This is a genomic window from Roseibium sp. (assembly GCF_965229775.1).
Taxonomy (GTDB): Bacteria; Pseudomonadota; Alphaproteobacteria; order Rhizobiales; family Stappiaceae; genus Roseibium.
The window spans coordinates 3472563-3491811 of sequence record NZ_OZ245929.1 but is presented as its reverse complement, the minus strand read 5'-3'; the positions used below and the strand labels follow the sequence as shown (position 1 = coordinate 3491811).

At 60.3% G+C, this 19249-nt stretch carries 19 protein-coding genes; 5 read left to right on the top strand and 14 right to left on the bottom strand.

All coding sequences use genetic code 11. From position 1 onward, the window contains the following. Nucleotides 1–52: 52 nt before the first annotated feature. From ACO07N_RS15765 to ACO07N_RS15750, 4 genes are read right to left on the bottom strand one after another with little or no spacing between them, the layout of a single operon-like run. Complete coding sequence (locus ACO07N_RS15765) at nt 53–727, bottom strand: class I SAM-dependent methyltransferase (RefSeq protein WP_421981932.1); 675 nt, start codon at nt 725–727, stop codon at nt 53–55. Beyond that, nucleotides 724–1557, bottom strand: coding sequence for a phosphonate ABC transporter, permease protein PhnE (gene phnE / locus ACO07N_RS15760; RefSeq protein ID WP_421981931.1), 834 nt, complete (start codon nt 1555–1557; stop codon nt 724–726). The genes ACO07N_RS15765 and phnE (ACO07N_RS15760) overlap by 4 nt, the downstream gene beginning before the upstream one ends. Beyond that, nucleotides 1550–2368: a phosphonate ABC transporter ATP-binding protein gene (gene phnC / locus ACO07N_RS15755; RefSeq protein ID WP_421981930.1), complete on the bottom strand. Its 819-nt coding sequence runs from the start codon at nt 2366–2368 to the stop codon at nt 1550–1552. Before phnC (ACO07N_RS15755) ends, phnE (ACO07N_RS15760) begins: the two co-directional genes overlap by 8 nt. Then, a complete protein-coding gene (locus tag ACO07N_RS15750; protein ID WP_421981929.1) occupies nt 2365–3237 on the bottom strand; it encodes a phosphate/phosphite/phosphonate ABC transporter substrate-binding protein in 873 nt (290 codons plus the stop codon). The genes phnC (ACO07N_RS15755) and ACO07N_RS15750 overlap by 4 nt, the downstream gene beginning before the upstream one ends. A 299-nt stretch (nt 3238–3536) precedes the next feature. Here ACO07N_RS15750 and phnC (ACO07N_RS15745) point away from each other — a divergent pair, with 299 nt between their 5' ends. The 4 genes from phnC (ACO07N_RS15745) to phnE (ACO07N_RS15730) all read left to right on the top strand — a co-directional run bounded on the left by phnC (ACO07N_RS15745) (nt 3537) and on the right by phnE (ACO07N_RS15730) (nt 7196). Then, nucleotides 3537–4358, top strand: coding sequence for a phosphonate ABC transporter ATP-binding protein (gene phnC / locus ACO07N_RS15745; RefSeq protein WP_421981928.1), 822 nt, complete (start codon nt 3537–3539; stop codon nt 4356–4358). Nucleotides 4359–4447: 89 nt separating this feature from the next. Then, a complete protein-coding gene (gene phnD / locus ACO07N_RS15740; protein WP_421981927.1) occupies nt 4448–5356 on the top strand; it encodes a phosphonate ABC transporter substrate-binding protein in 909 nt (302 codons plus the stop codon). A gap of 62 nt (nt 5357–5418) precedes the next feature. Then, nucleotides 5419–6333 carry a phosphonate ABC transporter, permease protein PhnE gene (gene phnE / locus ACO07N_RS15735; RefSeq protein WP_421981926.1) on the top strand — a complete coding sequence of 305 codons (915 nt, stop codon included), beginning with the start codon at nt 5419–5421 and terminating at the stop codon, nt 6331–6333. A gap of 2 nt (nt 6334–6335) precedes the next feature. After that, complete coding sequence (phnE, locus tag ACO07N_RS15730) at nt 6336–7196, top strand: phosphonate ABC transporter, permease protein PhnE (protein ID WP_421981925.1); 861 nt, start codon at nt 6336–6338, stop codon at nt 7194–7196. A gap of 40 nt (nt 7197–7236) precedes the next feature. Here the strand turns inward: phnE (ACO07N_RS15730) and ACO07N_RS15725 are convergent, their stop codons facing one another. The 6 genes from ACO07N_RS15725 to ACO07N_RS15700 all read right to left on the bottom strand — a co-directional run bounded on the left by ACO07N_RS15725 (nt 7237) and on the right by ACO07N_RS15700 (nt 13877). Further along, nucleotides 7237–8412, bottom strand: coding sequence for an alpha-D-ribose 1-methylphosphonate 5-triphosphate diphosphatase (locus ACO07N_RS15725; protein ID WP_421981924.1), 1176 nt, complete (start codon nt 8410–8412; stop codon nt 7237–7239). 172 nt (nt 8413–8584) lie between these two features. After that, nucleotides 8585–9409 (bottom strand): phosphodiesterase, encoded by an 825-nt coding sequence (locus ACO07N_RS15720; RefSeq protein WP_421981923.1) that lies wholly within the window; start codon nt 9407–9409, stop codon nt 8585–8587. A gap of 77 nt (nt 9410–9486) precedes the next feature. Next, complete coding sequence (locus ACO07N_RS15715) at nt 9487–10746, bottom strand: extracellular solute-binding protein (protein ID WP_421981922.1); 1260 nt, start codon at nt 10744–10746, stop codon at nt 9487–9489. A 121-nt stretch (nt 10747–10867) separates the two neighbouring features. Further along, nucleotides 10868–11803: a carbohydrate ABC transporter permease gene (locus tag ACO07N_RS15710; protein WP_421981921.1), complete on the bottom strand. Its 936-nt coding sequence runs from the start codon at nt 11801–11803 to the stop codon at nt 10868–10870. Next, nucleotides 11800–12720 (bottom strand): carbohydrate ABC transporter permease, encoded by a 921-nt coding sequence (locus ACO07N_RS15705; RefSeq protein WP_421981920.1) that lies wholly within the window; start codon nt 12718–12720, stop codon nt 11800–11802. Before ACO07N_RS15705 ends, ACO07N_RS15710 begins: the two co-directional genes overlap by 4 nt. Further along, the gene (locus ACO07N_RS15700) at nt 12720–13877 is read right to left on the bottom strand and encodes an ABC transporter ATP-binding protein (protein WP_421981919.1); all 1158 of its coding nucleotides are present in this window, start codon (nt 13875–13877) and stop codon (nt 12720–12722) included. Before ACO07N_RS15700 ends, ACO07N_RS15705 begins: the two co-directional genes overlap by 1 nt. Nucleotides 13878–13992: 115 nt before the next feature. On the opposite strand from ACO07N_RS15700, the gene ACO07N_RS15695 reads away from it, so the two are divergent. Beyond that, nucleotides 13993–14907: a LysR family transcriptional regulator gene (locus tag ACO07N_RS15695; RefSeq protein ID WP_421981918.1), complete on the top strand. Its 915-nt coding sequence runs from the start codon at nt 13993–13995 to the stop codon at nt 14905–14907. Nucleotides 14908–14928: 21 nt separating this feature from the next. Here ACO07N_RS15695 and ACO07N_RS15690 read toward each other — a convergent pair whose 3' ends face one another. The 4 genes from ACO07N_RS15690 to ACO07N_RS15675 form a co-directional block, all read right to left on the bottom strand. Continuing rightward, nucleotides 14929–15975, bottom strand: coding sequence for an adenylate/guanylate cyclase domain-containing protein (locus ACO07N_RS15690; RefSeq protein ID WP_421981917.1), 1047 nt, complete (start codon nt 15973–15975; stop codon nt 14929–14931). Then, complete coding sequence (locus ACO07N_RS15685; protein ID WP_421981916.1) at nt 15972–16352, bottom strand: group I truncated hemoglobin; 381 nt, start codon at nt 16350–16352, stop codon at nt 15972–15974. Before ACO07N_RS15685 ends, ACO07N_RS15690 begins: the two co-directional genes overlap by 4 nt. Nucleotides 16353–16442: 90 nt before the next feature. Next, nucleotides 16443–17276 carry a class I SAM-dependent methyltransferase gene (locus ACO07N_RS15680; RefSeq protein WP_421981915.1) on the bottom strand — a complete coding sequence of 278 codons (834 nt, stop codon included), beginning with the start codon at nt 17274–17276 and terminating at the stop codon, nt 16443–16445. 215 nt (nt 17277–17491) lie between these two features. Beyond that, complete coding sequence (locus tag ACO07N_RS15675; RefSeq protein WP_421981914.1) at nt 17492–18976, bottom strand: peroxidase family protein; 1485 nt, start codon at nt 18974–18976, stop codon at nt 17492–17494. Nucleotides 18977–19249 lie beyond the last annotated feature (273 nt).

The following is a 19249-nucleotide window of genomic DNA, read 5'->3' as shown; positions in this document are numbered from 1 at the left end:
CCCGGTCAACGAACTTGTCGATCCGGCTGAAACAAAGCGGAAGGCCGGAACGCTATCCGTTCAGTTCGGCGATCAGATGCCAGTGCCACGACCCCGGTTTGCTGTGCACCTTGTCTTCCAGATAGCTGAGCTCGAACCGGCCGAAGAGGTCGACGAGTTCACGCGCGCTGCAATAGTAGTGAGGGTGATCCTTGTCATCGTCGCCTTCCCGTACCCAGGTGTCGGGTGCGACTTCGGTACCGATACCGAAATTGGTGTTCCTCTTGGACAGCATCGTCCCCTGATAGAGCCCGCCCGGTTTCAGAACGCGCGCGATTTCAGACACGCAGGTGCGGACGATCTCCGGGTCGCCGTGATAGATGACATTGAATGACAGGACATAGTCGAAGACGTCGTCCTCGAACGGCAGTTCGGTCATCGGTGCAAGATGTGTTGCAATCTTGAGGTCTTCTGCGCGGGCACTTTCCTGAAGTTCCTGAAGACCGGCATTGGACAGATCCATGGCATGCGTGTCGAAACCGGCCCTTGCAAAAGCCAGAGCGTGACGGCCGACGCCGCAGCCGAGGTCGAGAGCCTTGACCGGACCGTTCTGGGCAAGCCTTCCGATCAGGGCGGAGACATCCTCCGCGGGCCGCAGCCAGTCGGCGCGCCCCTCTTCGGTCTGCCAGCGCTTGTCCCATGCAAGATGGGCGGTGTCGGTTTTTTCCATGGCTTGCGTAACGCTCATCGGGGCGATCCTTCCAGTATCTTGTTGCGGGCGATGCTGCCCAGACGTTCGACAAAGAGCACCAGGACGAAGATCATCAGGATAATCGTCATGGCGAGCTGGTAATCGAAGAAATCCATTGCGACCTTGAGTTCGATCCCGATGCCCCCTGCCCCGACGAGGCCGAGAACGACCGAGGAGCGTGTTGCCTTTTCAAGGGCGAAGAGGGATGTCGTGATGAAAGACGGCATCGCGGCGGGAACGACCGCGCAGAAGATCGTATCGACCTTGCCGGCTCCGGCCGCCGTCAGCGCCTCGCTGGGACCTTTCTCGACATCTTCCATGGATTCGGCAAAGAAGCGACCGCAGAACCCGACCGTGTCAACGGCGATGGCCAGCGTTCCGGCGAAGGGTCCGAGCCCGACCGTAATGACAAAAACCAGTGCCCAGACGAGATCGGGAACCGTTCGGAACAGCGCGATCAGCAGGCGCGATGAGGTATAGAAAAACCGGGAAACAATCGTCTGCCGCGCCAGTCCCCTGGCCGCGAGAACGGCCAGCGGCAAACTGACGATGATGCCGATGATGGTTCCGGCAAGCGCCATCTGGAAGGTTTCCAGCAGGGCGAGCGACAGCTGCGGCAACCGTTCCATGGATGGCGGCCAGGCGCGCGACAGGAAGTCGGCCATTGCCGGACCACCGGACAAAAGGGCAGAGAGTGAAAAGCCTGCCCCCTGAAACGACCAGATGACGAAGGCCGCGAGCGCCACATAGACCGTGAACTGCAAAGCGCCCGGACGCTCGAACCGGCCTGGCAGCAGGCGCCCTCTCTTGACCTCGATATCAGCCATAGTGCCGGCCCAGATCGGTTGGTGAAAGCGAACTGCTGACCTCGTCAAGGACGATTTCGCCGCGCCTGATCGCAAGCACCCGGTCGGAGTAACTCAATGCCTGTTCGACATTGTGCGACGTGAACAGCAAGGTGATGCCCTGCTCGCGCGTGAGTTGGTGAAACAGTTCCATGACTTCGTGTCCCGCGACGGGATCGAGGCTCGCGACGGGCTCGTCCGCAACGACCATCTTGGGTTCCTGCATGAGCGCCCTTGCGATGGCGACACGCTGCGACTGGCCGCCGGACAACTGGTCCGCCCGCTGCAGGGCCTTGTCGGCAAGGCCGACACGTTCCAGACAGTCCATCGCCTTTTCGCGAAGTTCGGCGGGGGCGAACAGCTGCGACCATCCGCGGATCCCGCCGGACCGGCCCAGACTGCCGTGGATCACGTTGGTCAGCGCCGAGACACGCGGCACGAGATTGTGCTTTTGAAAAACGAACCCGACCTCTGCGCGGATCTTGCGCAATCTGCTCAGGCGCACGGACGTGACATCCGCATCAAACAGGTGCACCGCGCCCTGTTCGGGTTCAATCAGGCGCAGGGCGCAGCGGAGCGCCGTCGACTTTCCCGCGCCGTTGGAGCCGATCAGGGCGACAGCCTCCCGGTTGCGCACCGAGAAGGAGACACCGCGCAGAACGTCCTTGTCCTTGCCGAACGACTTGCACAGACCACGGACAGACAGATCACAGCGGCTGCTTTCATCAAAAGCTGCAGGGAATGCCGCCGGCGCAGACGCGCCGACGATCTGATGCTGGGCTTGCGCCATCATTCACCGATGAACTTGTCGTATTGCGGGAAACCGGCAGTGGTGTACATGGACCGGACGAGGTCGTAGGCACCGTCTTCGATGGCGACCAGATCCATACCGCCATACTTGTCGTTTTCCTCATGCTGCAGGATCGCGGTGATGATGGCATCCTTGTTCTCCAGGATCGCCGTGCGGACGCCGTCGGCCGCCGCCGCATCGACATGCGAGGCCACCATGAGCATGTCGTTCGGCAGGTCGCCGGAGCGCGCGATCACGCGGAAGAAACCGTTGGGAACGCTCTCGTCCTTGTTGCGGACCCTTGTCCATGAATTGTGGTTGGTGCCCATGCCGTCGATATCGCCCTTTTTTAACGCCTCATGCGCAATGTTGCGGGAGGTGTGCAGCTTGTTGACATCCTTGACCGGATCAACGCCGTAGTCGGCCATGAGTTGCATCGGGCAGAGCATGTTGGACGTGGACCCGATGTCACCGAAGGCGACCTTCTTGCCTTTCAGATCGGCCGGGCGGGTTATGCCGCTGTCGGCGCGAACTACGATTGCGCAGAAGTAATCGGGACGGCCAAGGCCGATCAGCGGCGTGGCGTCGGTCAGCTTGTTGATGACGATGTATTCGGCCGGTCCGGTGACAACGAAGTCGACCTTTTTGGCGCGCAGCGCTTCTGCAGCTGCGGTGCGGCTGGTAACCGGGAAAAACTCGAACGTGTGGTCGGTCGCATTCTCAAGAGCCTCCTTGAACGGACCCCATTCAAGTTGCAGGCGCTCCAGTCCCTCCACATCCGTGACAGCCAGTCTGTACGTGTCAGCCAGGGTGGATGAAAGTGAAAGCGCGAGCGCAGCAGCCGCGAGCGCGGCGGATTTCAAGAAACGCATTTTAGGAACTCCCCAAGAAGCCGAGACATTACCGGCGAAGCAGGGCGAGCCTAGCGAGGACGCGGGCTTCGAATATGAAATAAATATGTAAGAATTACGAAATTTACTTCTTCATCACTTATTATCAGCATACGGAGTCTGGTATTTCTTTCAATTTCATTTTTGGAATCTTATGCTTATTTATTTTCCGGCAAATAAATTCTGCAACTCCGTCACAAAAAATCATAAAAGTATAATCGTATAGACATCTGCAAACCGCAGATTTCTGCTAGGTGCCTCGACGTTTCGCGGAGGGCGCCATGCTGGTCATTGAACAATTATCCAAAGTATTCGGAGACTTGGTTGCGGTCGACAGCGTTTCGCTGGCGATCCCAAGGGGGCAGATGGTCGGCGTGATCGGCCGGTCCGGAGCCGGCAAGTCGACGCTGCTTCGCATGGTCAACCGCCTCACGGACCCCAGTCACGGCACAATCGTCAACGATGGTCGGAACATCACCGCCCTGAAAGGCCGGGACCTGCGGCTCTGGCGCGCGTCCTGCGCCATGATCTTCCAGCAGTTCAATCTTGTCGAACGCATGGATGTTCTGACCAACGTCATGGTCGGGCGCATCGCCCATACCGGGTTTACGCGTTCGATGCTCAAGTCCTTCACCGACGAAGACAGGGCCCTTGCCATCCACGCACTCGACCGGCTCGACCTCGTTCCGCAGGCGCTTCAGCGCGCAGGCACGCTGTCAGGCGGTCAGCAGCAACGGGTCGCAATCGCCAAGGCCCTGGTTCAGAACCCGCGCATCATGCTTGCAGACGAACCGATCGCCTCGCTTGACCCGGCCAACGCAAGCCGCGTCATGGAGGCTCTCAGGCAGATCAACAGGGACGACGGCCTGACGGTTCTTGTCAATCTCCACACGCTGGATACGGCCCGCACCTATTGCGACCGCATCGTCGCGATGAAGGCCGGACAGGTTCATTTCGACGGTGCGCCCGCCGACCTGACCACCGACAAGGTGCGCGCCATCTACGGCACGGACAGTCTCGGGGACGACATCAATGAAGCCGTCACCTCCACTTCTCTTCACCCGACTTCGCCGCAACAGCCGAAACAGGCTGTCGGGGCGTGAACCGCGCGTGCAGCTTCCAGGCATGAGGCTCTCATGCGGCTGCGTCCGCGCACTAACCGCCGTCCCTTGCGGCGAACATGGAGACTACGATGAAGGCTATTTTCGCAGCAGCGGTTTCAGCTGTCGTTCTTGCCACCTCGCCGGCCCTGGCAGAGAGCTGGAAAGATCAATACAAGACCATCAAATTCGGCATTCTTTCCGGTGAAAACGAGAAAGACCGGATCGCGCGCTATACCCCGTTCGAGAAATACCTGGAGAACCAGCTCGGCGTTGAGGTCGAGATCTTCACGGCCGGTTCATATGACGGCGTCATCCAGGCGATCGCCGCCGACCAGATCGAGTTCGCCTTTTTCGGATCTTCTTCCTATGCGGCGGCCTACACGGAAACGAATGGCGGCGTCGTGCCGCTCGTCTCGCGTCTGCAGAAGGACGGTTCCACCGGCTACTTCTCCGTCATCGCGGTCCGTTGTGACAGCGGCCTGACATCGCTTGACGACCTGAAGGGCAAGACGCTTGCGTTCGCAGATCCCGATTCCACGTCCGGCTATGCGGTCCCCTATTTTAACCTGAACAAACAGGGCTACGATCCGAAAACCTATTTCGGCGCAACCCCGTTTTCCGGTGCGCACGAGACCGGTGTTCTGGGTGTTGCAAACAAGCAATACGACGCGGCAGCAACCTACATCACCAACGAGACCAACGGCATTCCGCAGCGCATGGTCACGAAGGGCATGATCAAGGAAGGCGAGATCTGCATGATCTGGAAGTCGCCCGAGATTACCTCCGGCCCGCTTGCGGCCCGCGCCAACCTTCCCGAAGGCCTGATCCAGGACATGCGCAAGGCGGTCATGGACATTCCGGAAAACGACACGCTTGCCTTCATCGAAATGACAGGCGGCGAAGACTCCACGCAACAAGGCTGGATCGAGGTCGACCACGACCGGTACCAGTGGATTGTCGACATGCGTGACTGGCTGAAGAAACAGCGCCGCGGCTAACCGCTAAAACCCGGAGAGGTGCCATTGCACCTCTCTTTTCTTCCAGTCCAACAGGCCCGTCCATGACAGTCCATTCCCCGGCGATCGATCAGTTCGAAATCGACTACACCGCAGCGCGCAAGGCCGCTCGTCGCATCAACCTGATTTCGACCACGCTGTTCGGCATCTGCTTTTTTGTTGCCGCGTGGATTGGCGGCTTTTTCGACATGACTGACGTCACTCTTGCGAACGGCGACAGGGTGTCGATGTGGAAGATCTGGGCGGGCCTGCCCCGGCTCGGGGAATATCTCTACAAGACCCTTCCGGTTCTGCGCTGGGAGACGCTCGGAGCGGATATCGCCAACTGGTTCTGGCGCTGGAAGGTCTGGCTCGAACTCCTGATCGAAACAATCCTGATTGCCTATCTGGCAACGCTCATGGGCGTTGTCGGGGCATTCCTGCTCAGCTTTCCGGCCTCCAGGAACCTGGCGCCCAATGCTTTCGTTCTCAATCTGACACGCCGCTACCTGGAGATCGTGCGCACGGTGCCGGAACTCGTCTGGGCCCTGATCTTCGTTTTCTGCTTTGGCGTCGGTCCCCTCGCCGGTGTTCTCGCCATCGGACTTCACTCCACCGGGGCTCTCGGGAAACTCTACTCCGAGGCCAACGAGAATGCCGATATGCGCGCGGCTGAAGGTATCAGGGCGTCGGGCGGCTCCTGGTTCGATCAGGTCCGCTACGGGATCGTCCCGCAGGTTGTTCCAAATATCATCAGCTACACGCTGCTCCGGTTCGAGATCAACGTTCGCTCGTCATCGATCATCGGGTTCGTCGGTGCGGGCGGGCTCGGCCAGGAGATCCGGGTCGCCATGTCGCTTCAGGAATACACGGACCTGTCCGCGCTCTTCATCATCATCTTCGTGACGGTGATCCTGATCGACATGATCAGCGAAAAGGTCCGGCACCGGATCATCGGGCTGACGGGCAAAGGAGTTTGAAGATGGACAAAGCATCCAGGAAGCTCGCCGAGGCCCGGGACCTGGTCCCAGGAGCTTTCCACACTCCCTTGAAATCGAAAGTGGTCCGTCTGGCAGGATGGGCGGCCTTTGTGCTGCTGACGGCCTGGTGCCTGTGGGACTTCGGGTTTGCGCCAGGCCGCATCCTGGACGGCATCACGCGTTTCGGAACCGTGCTTTCCTTCATGTTTCCCCCTCATGTCTGGGAGACCTGGGAGGAATGGCGTGAGGTCTTCAAGGGACTCGGCGAAACGGTCGCGATGGCGTTCATGGGAACCCTTCTCGGGGCCGTTGTCGCCTTTCCGCTTTCATTCCTTGGCGCGAAAAACATCATGCCGATCTCCTGGCTGCGGCTGGGTGCCCGCCGCGGTTTTGACGCCCTGCGGGCCGTCGAGCAGATCATTCTCGCGCTGATCTTCATCCGCGCCTTCGGCCTCGGGCCACTGGCCGGGATCCTGGCCATTGCCGTTTCGGAAATCGGCACCTTCTCAAAACTGTTTTCCGAAGCGCTCGAAAACACCTCGAAGAAGCCGGTCGACGGGGTCAAGGCCTCCGGCGGCGGCACCGCGCAGACAATCCGCTTCGCCGTCCTGCCGCAGGCGCTTCCCGTGATCCTCTCTGTCATTCTCTACAACTTTGAATCCAATACACGTTCAGGCACGATCCTCGGCATCGTCGGAGCCGGTGGCATCGGCTTTCTGCTGGCTGACCGGATCAGCGCCTACCGGTGGCCGGAAGCCTGGTCGATCATCTTCCTGATCATCTTCACCGTGTACCTGATCGACGCCTTGTCGGGATACCTGCGGCAGCGCCTGATCGGCAGTGATGAAAAAGGCCGGACCTGACGCCGGGAGACAAGGGCCAGACCGGCAAACCGCGCGTCAGTTACAGAACGCGCCGTGCCTTCAGCCAGGCCTGCCTGACAACAGGATGACCGGCATGAACGCCGACATGTAGAAGGTCCGCGCGCCGCCCGACAGCGATCTCTCCCCTGTCCGTCAGTCCGGACACCTCGGCCGGTGTCTTGGTTACCGTGCGGATCGCCGCCGGCAGGTCCTCGTTGAAGTCCTCATCGGAGGCGACCATGAAGGCGGCATCCAGCATGGAGCGGGGCACATAGTCGGACGCCAGAATATCGACCAGCCCTTCCGCCATCAGGTCCTTGACGGCGACGTTGCCGGATTGCGAACCGCCGCGCAGCACATTGGGCGCGCCGCCGACAACCGACATGCCGTGGCTTTTTGCCTTGCGCGCTGCTGCGAGCGTGCACGGGAACTCCGAAACCGTGACGCCTTCGGCAAGCGCTTCGTCGACGTGATGCAGTTCGGTATCGTCGTGACTCAGGAGGGGCAGGCCGCGTCCGCGGGCGAGGGCAACAACTGCCGGACGCACCTTCGCGCTGATGTCGTCAGAGAAATCCAAAAGGCCCCTCACCGACTTTTCCGCTTCGGCGCGCGTTTCACCCGTGTCGGCCATGCGCCGCTGCATATAGGCCTCGATGTCCTTGCTCTGGCGGCGCCCCGGCAAATGCTCCATGACGGACACCATGCGCACGATCGGCTTGGCGATGTTTTCCTCCGTCAGGCGCGCCGTCTCCGCATCCGTGATCTCGCAGCGAAGATGCACGAGATGCTCGGCACGGAAGATCCCGGCCGACTGGGCCGCCTCGATGGCATCCACCATGGGTCCAAGCACTTCGCGCCGTTCCGGCTTCGTGACTGTCGCACCGACACACAGGCTGTCGAACACCGTGGTGATGCCGCTGCCGATGATCTGAGCATCATGGGCAAGAGCCGCGCGCAGCGGGTCCCATTTCACATGCGCGCGCGGATAGACATGTTTTTCGAAATGGTCTGTGTGGATGTCGACCAAACCGGGGATCAGGTAATCGCCCTCCATGTCGTGACCGGCCTGCGGGGTCACACCGGTGTCGATGGCAACGATCTGCCCGTCAGAGATCGCCACGTGCCCCTGCACAACTTCCTCGGCGAGAACGATCCTGGCGTTCTTGAGAACCGTCAGCTCACTTCCGGTCGGCAGGGTCTTGTCGGCAAAGGTCATGGCTCACTCCGGCATGGCAGGCGATCCCGAGGCATGCGGGATCGTGCCGTTCTGGTTCAGGAAAGAGGCCTTCTACTCCCAAATGCGCCACTTATTGTGACAGTTTGGGCAAGAGACTGTGACATCCCGAGGGTTTCAGTCCCGGCTGGCGCTGCATCCGGAACACACCCTTTTAGCGCACCATCGTCAGCCGGTTCCAGTCGGCATAGTCGGGCGAGCCCTCACGGCGGATTTCACCCCGATAGCCGTATTCCACCATATGCACCATCACGGAGGTGTCGTCAGCCAGAATGACGGCATAGCTCTCGTGCAGATCGGATGCGCTGAGGTTGCCGCCATTGCCGAAGTCGGGCCAGCCGGCGTGGTTGGTTCCGCGTGGTGCACTGAAGGGCACCCCGTGGAAGGACCCGCAAAGCGGCAGATGGCAATGCCCGTGGAAGATATGCCGGATCCTGGCTTTGTGTTTCCCGACCACGTCTCCGAATGCCCCGGCATCCTGCAGCATGATCTTGTCCATCGGCGCGATCCCCGTCGGAACGGGATTGTGATGCATGAACAGAAACACAGGCCCCGGCGCAGCGGCCAATTCGGCGTCAAGCCAGCGCAAACGCACGTCGCAATAGTACCCGGCGTGCGAATTCGGGCCCCACGTGTCGAGAAGGAGCGCTCGGCCGCCGGGAAGATCCAACACCGACTGAACAAAGCCGTTTTCGTCGACACGTTCGGGAAAGACGGAAACGAACACGTCACGCTCGTCATGATTGCCGATGCATAGGGAGACCGGAACCGGCGAAGCGGCGATCAGGTCCTTGAGGCGCAGGTAGTCGGCACGGTCGCCCCAGTCGGACAGGTCACCCGTTATGACAAGCGCATCCGCATCCGGATGATGGGTGACTGCATGATCGAGCGCTTTCTTGAAATTGTCGTTCGGTTCGCGTCCGCCGATGGTTTCACCGGGCGTGGTCAGGTGAATGTCGGTCAGCTGAAGAAGTTTCACGTCTTCCTCCGGTTCTTGTTCTGATTGACCTGCTGCCCGCAAACGCGGGCAGCAGCCGTTCTTGGAAAGAAGCGGGATCAGTTGGACGGCAGCAGGTCCTGAACTTCCTCGGTCAGTTCTTCCTGCAGTTCGCCCATGTCCTCGAATTCACCGGTGACGATGCCCTCGATGCCGTCATAGATCACCTGGGTGATCGCCAAGCCGTTGTCGCCCGGGTAGGCCTGCCAGTCGCGCAGCAGCGGCAGCTGACGGACGGCGGTTTCCTTGTTCGGGTTCTGCTTGTAAAAATCGGCAAGGATCACTTCGTTCGCGGCCTTGTTCGGCGGCATGTAGCCGGTCGTGCGGGCCACGTCAGCAGCGCCTTCGCCGGAGGTGATGAACTTCAGCCATTTCCAGGAGGCGTCCAGAACCTTCGGATCATCGCTGGTGGACACCAGCATGGCCGCGTTGCCACCGGCCGGCAGACCGAGCGGGCCGCTCGCGGCCAGACCCGGGTACTCGTTGGTCTTCAATTCAAAGTCGCCCTTGGCGCGCTCAACGGCACCCAGCGCGGAAGTCGACCAGAACATCATGCCGATTTCGCCGGCGGAGAAGGAGGCAAGCGCCGCCTTCCATTCGATGTTCTGCATGTCGCAGCCGCGGAAAAGGCCCTTCATGGTCTCAAGCGCCTTCAGGCCTTCCGGCGACGCAATCTGGATTTCGTTGCCTTCCATGGTCGCCTTGTCCTGCGACCACATCAGCGCCTGCAGGAACCAGTTGCCGGTGATGTTCCAGCCCCAGAACATCGGGTTCTTCACGCCTGCCTCGCGCAGCGTGCCGCACACCTCGATGACTTCGTCCCAGGTCTTCGGAAGCTGGTCGGCGGAGGTGATGCCGGCTTTGGCCATGACGTCCATGTTGTAGTAGCCGACCGGGAGCGAGACGGAGAACGGCAGTCCGTAGATGTCGTCGTTGAACGTGCCGAGCGCCAGCATGGCATCGTGATAGCCGTCCTTGGCAAAGTCTTCCTCTTTCAGGATGAACGGCTCAAGCGACTTGGCGATGCCCTTTTCGACCAGGATCGCCTGACGGTTGAGGCCCTGCATGGTCACGTCGGGCAGCGTGCCGGCGACAGCCTCGCGCAGGATCGTGTTGGTGCCGTCTTCGTAGGATTCGTAAGTCGCCCGGATCTTCACGTCGATGTTCGGATGCTGCTCCTTGAACTTGGGCAGGATCTTTTCATAGGTCACATCGAACAAGTGGCTGTAAGGATAAGCGAACTCGATGGTAATCGTGTCTTCCGCCTGTGCGGCGGATGCCGCGAACAGCATTGCTATTGCGGTGAGGGTCTTTTTCATGGAACTCTCCGTCTGTTGCCGGGGGAACGGCAGGTCGCCAAACTCGCCCGTTCCCTGGTGATCCCTTGAGCGGGATTTCGGTGATGGGACCGCCTGACGGCGGTCCCGCATATCGGCCGGGTCATTTCATCCCCGACAGGGTGATGCCTTCGATGAAGCGCCGCTGCGCGATCATGAAAGCCACGATCAGGGGCGCGACGATGATGGTCGCGGTGGCCATCATCGGCCCGAAATTGTCCCCGTCCGCATCCCCCTTGAACTCGCGAAGTCCGAGCGGCGGCGTGAACAGGGACCGGTCGCCGGTGACCACGATGCGCGGCCAGAAATAGTCGTTCCAGTGCGCCACCACCGAGAAGATCGCGAAGGCCAGCAGCGCGGGGATCGCCGTCGGCAGCATCACGTTCCAGATGATGGAAAACTCGCCCATGCCGTCCATGCGTGCCGCGTCGATCAGATCGTCCGGAACCGTCATGAAGAACTGCCGCATGAGAAAGATGCCGAAGACCGAGATCGTCCAGGGAATGACAAGCGCGGCATAGGTGTTGGTCAGGCCCAGCTTGGCCAGCATGATGTAGAGCGGCAGCGCGATGGCATGCACGGGAATGAGCAGGCAGAAGAGCACCAGACCGAAGACGGCTTCCCGGCCCCAGAAACGCAGCTTCGCAAGAGCGTAGGCACAGGGTAACGCGACCAGCACCTGAATGAAGAAGATAGACGCGGTTACCACGACACCGTTGAAGAGGTATCGGACGAGCGGGGCTTTTTCGAAGGCAGTAGAGTAGTTGTAGATGACCGGGGTCACCATGCAGTCGGCAACGTCCCTGCCGAGCTTGATGCAGTAGTCGTCCCGGAACAGCTCCTGCGTTCCGAAGAAGCCGCCGGTGTTCTGCATGATCTCCGCCGGGCTCTTGAAGCTGTAGCTCAGCATTACGTAAAACGGCAGCAGCACGATCAGGCTGCCGAGGATCAGGACGACGTGCCTGATCGTCTCGGCCGCCGAGAACCGGAAGGCCGGAAGGGAAACCGGGCCTGTGGCCGGAAGGCTCGCCTCGCTCATGTGTAATGCACCCTTCTTTCAACGAGCCAGCGCTGGACAATCGTGAGGAACATGACGAAGGCCAGGAACACCACGGTGATTGCGGCACCAATGCCCATCAGGTTCTGCTGGATCGCCTTTTCGTAGATGGCAAACATCATCACGTAGACCGATTTCGACGGGCCTCCTCCCTGCGGGTAGAAGGCTTCCACCGTGTCGAAGACCTGGAAGGAGCGGATGAAGGAAATCGTGACGACGAAGACGGTTGTCGGGCCCAGCATCGGCCATGTGACCAGCCGGAACCGGTCCCAGGCGGTCTCGGCCCCATCCATCTCGGCCGCGTGATAGAGCTCGCGCGGCACGCTTGTCAGCCCGGCAAGGTAGAGCACCATGTTGAAGCCAAAACCCTGCCACACACCGATGAAGGCCACGGTCCAGATCGCGTAGTCGCGGTCGGTCAGCCAGAGCGGGAAGCCGCGCTCGCAACCATTCGCGAACCAGGACCAGCTTTCCAGAAACGAACCGCAACCGCGCTCAAGCGTGGAGTTGACGATGCCGATGGTCGGGTGAAAGGCGAACTCCCAGACGATCGCCATTGCGATCAGGGCCGCCATGACAGGCAGAAAATAGATCGTCTTGTAGAGATCGCCGAAGCGCCTGGTGGAATTTATCAGCAGCGCCGCACCGAGGCCGAGACCGACGGACAGCGGCACGACGACGAAGACATAGCGGAAGGTCGCGCCGAACATCTTCTCGTAGGTCGAGCGTGTGAAGATCTTCTCGTAATTCTCCAGGCCGACGAATTCTGCCCCCGGATTGCCAAGGCTGTAATTGGTAAAGCTGAGAGCACCGGCAATGGCAATCGGCATCAACAGGATGACGACCATCAGAAAAAATGCGGGGCCGACAAACCACCAGTGCGCCTTGGAGGTCTCCATCACGCCACCTCGGCAACGTTGCCGCTTGCGGCGCTCTTCAGGTCCAGTCTCTTGCCGTCCTTGCCGAAGACGAGCGCCTGGCCGTGTTCGCGAATGACATGAACGGTTTGGCCGAAGGACGCCCCCTGCCCCTCATGCGGCGACACCCGCACGACAAGCCTTTGAGACCCGTTCAGAACCGACACATGCAGGTAGATGTCGGCGCCGAGGTTTTCCTTGTGCACGACCTGGCCCGAAAGGGCCTCCGGCGTTCCCTTTTCGCACAGGGACAGGTGTTCCGGGCGCAGCCCAATACTGACCGATCCGACCACACCCCTTGCTGCGGTGCGCGACAGAACGATCTCGCCACAGCGGGCGTGTCCGTTGTTGTCGAGGGACCCCGGCAGGAGATTGATCTTGGGTGCGCCGACAAACTCGGCAACGCGTATGTCCTGCGGATCGTTGTAGACGTCGTGCGGTGCGCCGAGCTGGAGGATATCGCCATCCATCATGACCGCCATCCGGTCCGACATGGTCAGGGCTTCCGCCTGGTCGTGGGTCACGTAGACAAATGTCGTCTTCAGCGAGCGGTGCAATTCGGCAAGTTCCGAGCGCATGTGAATACGCAGCGCGGCATCCAGGTTCGAAAGCGGTTCGTCCATCAGGAACGCGACCGGTTTGCGCACCATGGCGCGGCCAAGCGCGGCCCTCTGCCTCTGTCCGCCTGATAGCTGGCCGGGCTTGCGGTCCAGCAGGTGATCGATCTTCAGGATCTGCGCTGTCTCGCGAACCTGTTCAACGATTGACCGGTATTGACCGCGCGCGAGCACCGGCCCCAAAAAGGGCAAACGGCCGGCAAGCGACAGATCGCGCAGCTTCAGCGGCGTCATCATATTCTGCAGGACGGTCAGATGCGGATAAAGCGCGTAGGACTGGAACACCATGGCCAGGTTGCGCCTGGCCGGGCGGACGCCGTTCACGGTCTGGCCGCCGATCACGACCTCTCCGGAAGACGGAGCTTCCAGTCCGGCAAGAATGCGCAGAAGGGTCGATTTTCCGCAGCCCGACGGCCCGACCAGCGTCAGGAATTCTCCGTCGGCGATATCGAGATCGATTCCGTTCAGAACCGACGTGGTTCCAAAGCTCTTTGCAATCGACGACAAGGATATGGCGGTCATGTATCGCTCCCGGTTACGCGGGGACCCTAGTCAGTCTGATTGAACCGGGTGTGACGTAATATTAGTGTTGCTAATGGCTCCTAAGGTTTGGCAGCGCTGGTAACACGGAACTGTCATGAACACCCCGCCAAGCCCCTATCAGATCAAGGCCTTCACACATGTCGCCCGCGAAGGCAGCTTTTCGCTGGCAGCGAAGGTTCTCGGCGTCACCCAGTCCTCGGTCACGCAGCATGTCGGCAAACTCGAGACAGTGATGGGGACCCAGCTGTTCATTCGCCGCCGGGGTGCGCTGGAGCTGACCCGGGCCGGCAGGGAGCTCTTCGCCATTTCCGACCGGCTCACGACACTGGAGCAGCTGGTCAACGAAAAAATCAGCGATTTCAGTTCGCTGACAGATGGACATATCAAGCTGATCGCGAACGCTCCACGCCCCGCCATGCCGATCATTGCCGAATACGGCAAACGCTACCCGCAGGTCCAGATCGACTTCACGCTCTATGACTGGACATCGGCAATGTCGCTCCTGAACGAACGGCAGGTCGACATGGCGATCATCACGGAGCCGGCGGAAAGTGCCAGTGTCGTCACGCATGAGCTGCGCCGCTCCAGGTACATGGCCTACATGAGGTGCGATCATCGGCTGGCGAACAGGGAGGTGGTGTCACTCAGGGAATTGCAGAACGAGACGCTGGTGCTTCCCGGCGACGGATCGCTGACGCAGCGGGTGGTGAACGCCAAGATCCGCAAGCACGGCCTGGCTTTTTCGCGCATATTGAAAACGACCACGTTTCCGATGGTCAAGGAGGCCCTTCTGCACAATCTGGGCGTGGGTCTTCTGCTGGAAAACAGCCTCTATCCGTCGCAGAACCTCGTGGCCATACCGGTTCTGGAGATGCCGGAGACCTACCGCGATTGCGTCGTCATACCGAAGGACAAGAACGACCTGCGTCTGATCAAGAGCTTTCTGGGCGTGTGTATCGAACTGGTCGTCTCGGAAGAAGACGCGCTGGATGACGCCCGCTGCCAATAGGGAGAAGATGCCGGCGGCGCATCACGCGGCGAGCGTGAGCGCGCCGCGTGACCGCAGTGTTGCAACAGAAGTGTCGCCGAAGCCCCTGATATCGACCGTCCTGGGGTCGGCTGCCACAAGCCCTTCCGGTCCGTCGGCACAGAACTCGGCCGTGGCTGTTACTTCCATCGGGTTGGACAGGGCCTGCAGCCGGGACGCCAGGTTCACGGCAGGACCGAAGACGTCGTAGACGTATTTCTGCACGCCCACCACCGATCCGACGACCGAACCTGATGCAACGCCGATCCGGGCCTGCCACTTGTGCGCATGGCTCTGATTGCGTCTTTCCAGATAGCGGATCATCTTGAACGCGCACTGGGAAACGGCGGCGGCATGATCCGGGTCAGGTGTCGGCAGCCCCGCGACGGCGAGATAGGCGTCGCCAATCGTCTTGATCCGCTCGCAGCCGTGCATTTCGGCAATGCGGTCGAACGCCGTGAAGATGTCATTCAGCTCCGTGACGGTGACGGTCGGGTCCGCTGCGGCGGCCATCTGGGTGAAGCCGACGAAATCCAGCATGAGCACGGAAACCGGTTCGTAGAGCTTCGGCGTGACCGTTCCAAAGGCGGTGTATTCCTCGTAGACGGAACGCGGCATGACATTGAGAAGCAGCTTCTCGACGCGGTTCTTCTCCAGTTCCAGTTCACGCGCCTTGCGCTCGGCTATGCGGGCATAGCTGTCGATCATGGCTTCGGTTTCGCGCAGCCGCGAGATGTTCTGACACTCGACAACGAGTATCCTGTTGCCGTCGCTTTCCGCGTGCCGGATCACTGTTTCGATTGTCAGGAGCCGGCGCCGGCGTTTCAGCGCGACATCAATCTTGACTGCCTCTTGATCCTTAAGGCGCTGCAGAAGTTCCGCGCGTGTCACGTTTGCAAGCGCACCGTCCAGGGTCGCGTTCTCGCCGACATCGAACCAGTCTGCAAATGCCGGATTCCGGTAACGGATTGACAGATCCTCCGGATCCGCCAGCGCAACGCCGACCCCGATATTGGACAGCATGCGCATGCTGATCGTATCGATATTCATGCCGCCTTGCTCCTCCTGACAATAACCGAGCGCCGCGCTTCGACCGCCGCGATCGCCTTGACGCGGTCCTGCTTCTCGAAGCCCGCGTCCGTGAGGGTTTCGTTCAGGATCAGCGCGATCTCGTCAAAATGGTGATGTTCGACTTCCAGATGCGCGTGGGCCATCGCCAGGCGCGCATCCGAAATCTCGACCGGGCCGCCGAGCAGGCCGGCAATCATCTTGGTCTGGTGATCGATGAGCCGGGCCATGTTGACGTCTTCGAAGAAGTGGCCGACGACGTCATTGTCGAGCGCGCGTTCATAAAACTCCGTCACGACTTGGCGTACGCCCGGAAAGCCACCGTATTTCTCGTAAAGCGTCTGCTTGCTGCCAGTCATTTGATTGCTCCGTTCCAGAGGACTGTGTTTGGGGAAACGCGCGGGCCTGAAGCCGCCCGCGCCTTCTATGGTGATGCGGAATGCCGCCATTCAGCGCTTTTGAATGATGACTTCCGCGTATTCGGCCGGGACGATCATCGCCCGTTCGCCGCCGACAGAGGCCATCTCGGCAACCGCAACGAGATCGGCTTCAAGGGCCTCCGCACCCGCTTCGCCGACTGCCTGGAACGCCTTGTTCATGGGGCCGTAGATTTCGCGCCAGGTTTCAACCCAGTCGCGGGCAGAGCGGTAGCGGAAGACGAATTTGCGCGACGAGACCGAGATCGATGCCGCCTCGTGCCCGAAAAGGTCTGTCAGGCGGTCTTCCGATGCCCATTCCAGGGGAGAGCGCACGCCTGCCGGCGGCGGCATGTGCCGGCCGATCGTCTTGAAGACCTGACCGATGAAACCGGCGGGTGTCCAGTTTGCCATGCCGATGCGCCCTCCGGGCCTCAGGACCCTGAGCATCGATTGCGCAGCCGCGTCCTGATCGGCCGTGAACATGACGCCGAAGGTCGAAGTCACGACGTCAAACGTGGCATCATCAAAAGGCAGGGCCTCCGCATCCGCTTCCCGGAACGCGACCGCCAGACCTTCCGCTTTCGCCCGCTCCATGCCGGCGCGAAGCCAGGCTTCGACATAGTCCGTCGACACGACGTCGCAGAAACGGCGGGCGGCCGCCAGCGTCGCGTTGCCGTTTCCGGCCGCGACATCAAGCACGCGTTCACCCGGTGCAAGGTCCAGTTCTTCGGCAAGCATTTCGCCGACGATCTGAAGGGTTGTGCCGACGGCCGGGTAGTCGCCGGTCGACCAGACGGTCTGCTGGCGTTGCTTGACCGCCTTGAGATCCGGTCCTTCGAAGGATGGCTGATTGAGTGCGTTCATCACTGTGCTCCATTCAGGTTCATGTTGACGGAGCATTGATCGCACCGAGGGGATCAAAGCGCTTGAAGATTGCCTGAGGGGTCTGTGGGGATTATCTGAGGAGAGCCTGAAATCTCATGGAATTTGCTGTCCGGACGCCTTGCGCGGGCCGAAACGCGCAAAAATCCAGGCCGGCGGACGCCGGCCTGGACAGCACTCGAACCTGACGGCTCAGCTCAGCCGCATTGAAGCGCGTCGGTGTGTTTCATGTGCGCGCGGTTGGCTTCGATGTAGTCGATCATGCCCGCAAAGACGCTTGGCTGTCCGTCGAAACCGGACCAGGGCTTGAAGTGCGGAATGTGCAGGAACGTGGTTGAATCGCGTTTCAGCAGATTTGCGAAGACGGAAGCCACGATCCGTCCGCCCGCACCTGTCAGCTTGCCGCCGCCATGCGTCTCGGCTTCCTGTAGGGAGTAGAACCAGAGCGGTGTCCGGGTGAACCCCTTCGCCGCGAGTTGCTCCGGTACCGGCACCGTCGGTGTGCCCAGCCGCGCGGCAACATGCTGACCGCTTGCAAGCTGGTAGGTGTAGCGATCGCGGATCATGTTGCGTAGGGCAAGGTTTCTCGCCTGTTCGACGGTCAGGGTTTCCTCAATATCAGGCAGTTCGATCTCGTTGTGAACGAAGGGGAGGTTCAGAAGTGGCGCCCCCATCTTCGGGCCGACCGGACGCGCTTTCTGGGACGCGGGGCCGCCATTCAGCTGGAAATACATGCCCAGCTCGATATTTCCGTCCACGGGGCGCGGGCCGAAGCCCGGCAGCGCAAACAGGCCCTTGGCTTCGCCACCTTTGTGCAAGGCATATTTGAACTGAGTGGTCGCATGCCCGAACCGGTAACAGGCGCCGGAAAACTCAACCGGCATCACGGGCGCGTTCCAGCCAAACGCCTCTTCCCTCAAGGCCCAGTCGAGGCAGGCCTGATCGACGAAGGCCGGAAGCAGTTCATTCCAGACGCACCACTGGTAATGCAAGCGAATGAAGCGGCGGACTTCTTCGAACCCGCTCAGCTTGGGATGGACATGCGCATGCCAGATGTCGTCGCTCATGCCGTGATGCGCACAGGCGACGATGTCGTTTGCGGTACTGCCGTTCTCAACGTGCTTGCTCATCAGCAGGTTGTGCAGCTCGATGAAGATGCCCTGAACCTGCGCGACGATGATGTTCTCGTCGTTGCGGGGATCCCCGATCAGGGCCTTGCCCGCGCAGGTCCGCGCCAGATCTCGCGGGTTGTCCTTGCGGCCGAAGACGAGAAAATGTTCCGCATCACCAGAGCCGTAAAGATGCGGAGACGCCTCGGGTCCGGCTCCATAGACGCAATCCAGATCGAGGCTCGGTGTCCTGATATTGGCGATCGTCGCCGGATCGATGCGCGACCCAAGGGCGGACGTTGCGTCGAGCGTGATGTCGTGGTCGACAAACTGGCCAAGAAACGTCATGCCGGCATCCGCCGGTCCGTCGGTGTTCTCCGTCGCGGCCATGTCCGATGCCAGATGATCGAGCGCGTGGATGACGTCCTTGTGGGTGATGTTCTTGATCTTCACCGGGTTCGCCGGAAACAGACGCCCGAACGTCTGTGCGAAAGGGCGTGAAGGGCCTTCACCGTGAATGCAGGTCTTGACGAGTTGATCCAGCCTTGTCAGGCCGTGATGGGTGCCGGTCATGGTGCCTCCGAAAAATGGAAAATAAAAAAACTAAACGCAGGAAGGGTGCCGCTTAGCTTGACGTAAAGTCAAGTATGCATTTCTTGCAAAAGTTGTAAAACTGATTGAAACAGGTTGTGCAATTCTGGAAATATGTTTGCAAACAATACTATTTTTGTTCAAATATTTTTTCGCTATTTCGAGCGAGGAATCAAATCAGTTTGAATTACAACCACTAATCAATCTAAAATTGAATATTTTAGGTGCCAAAAAATACTTCACCTCAGATAAAAT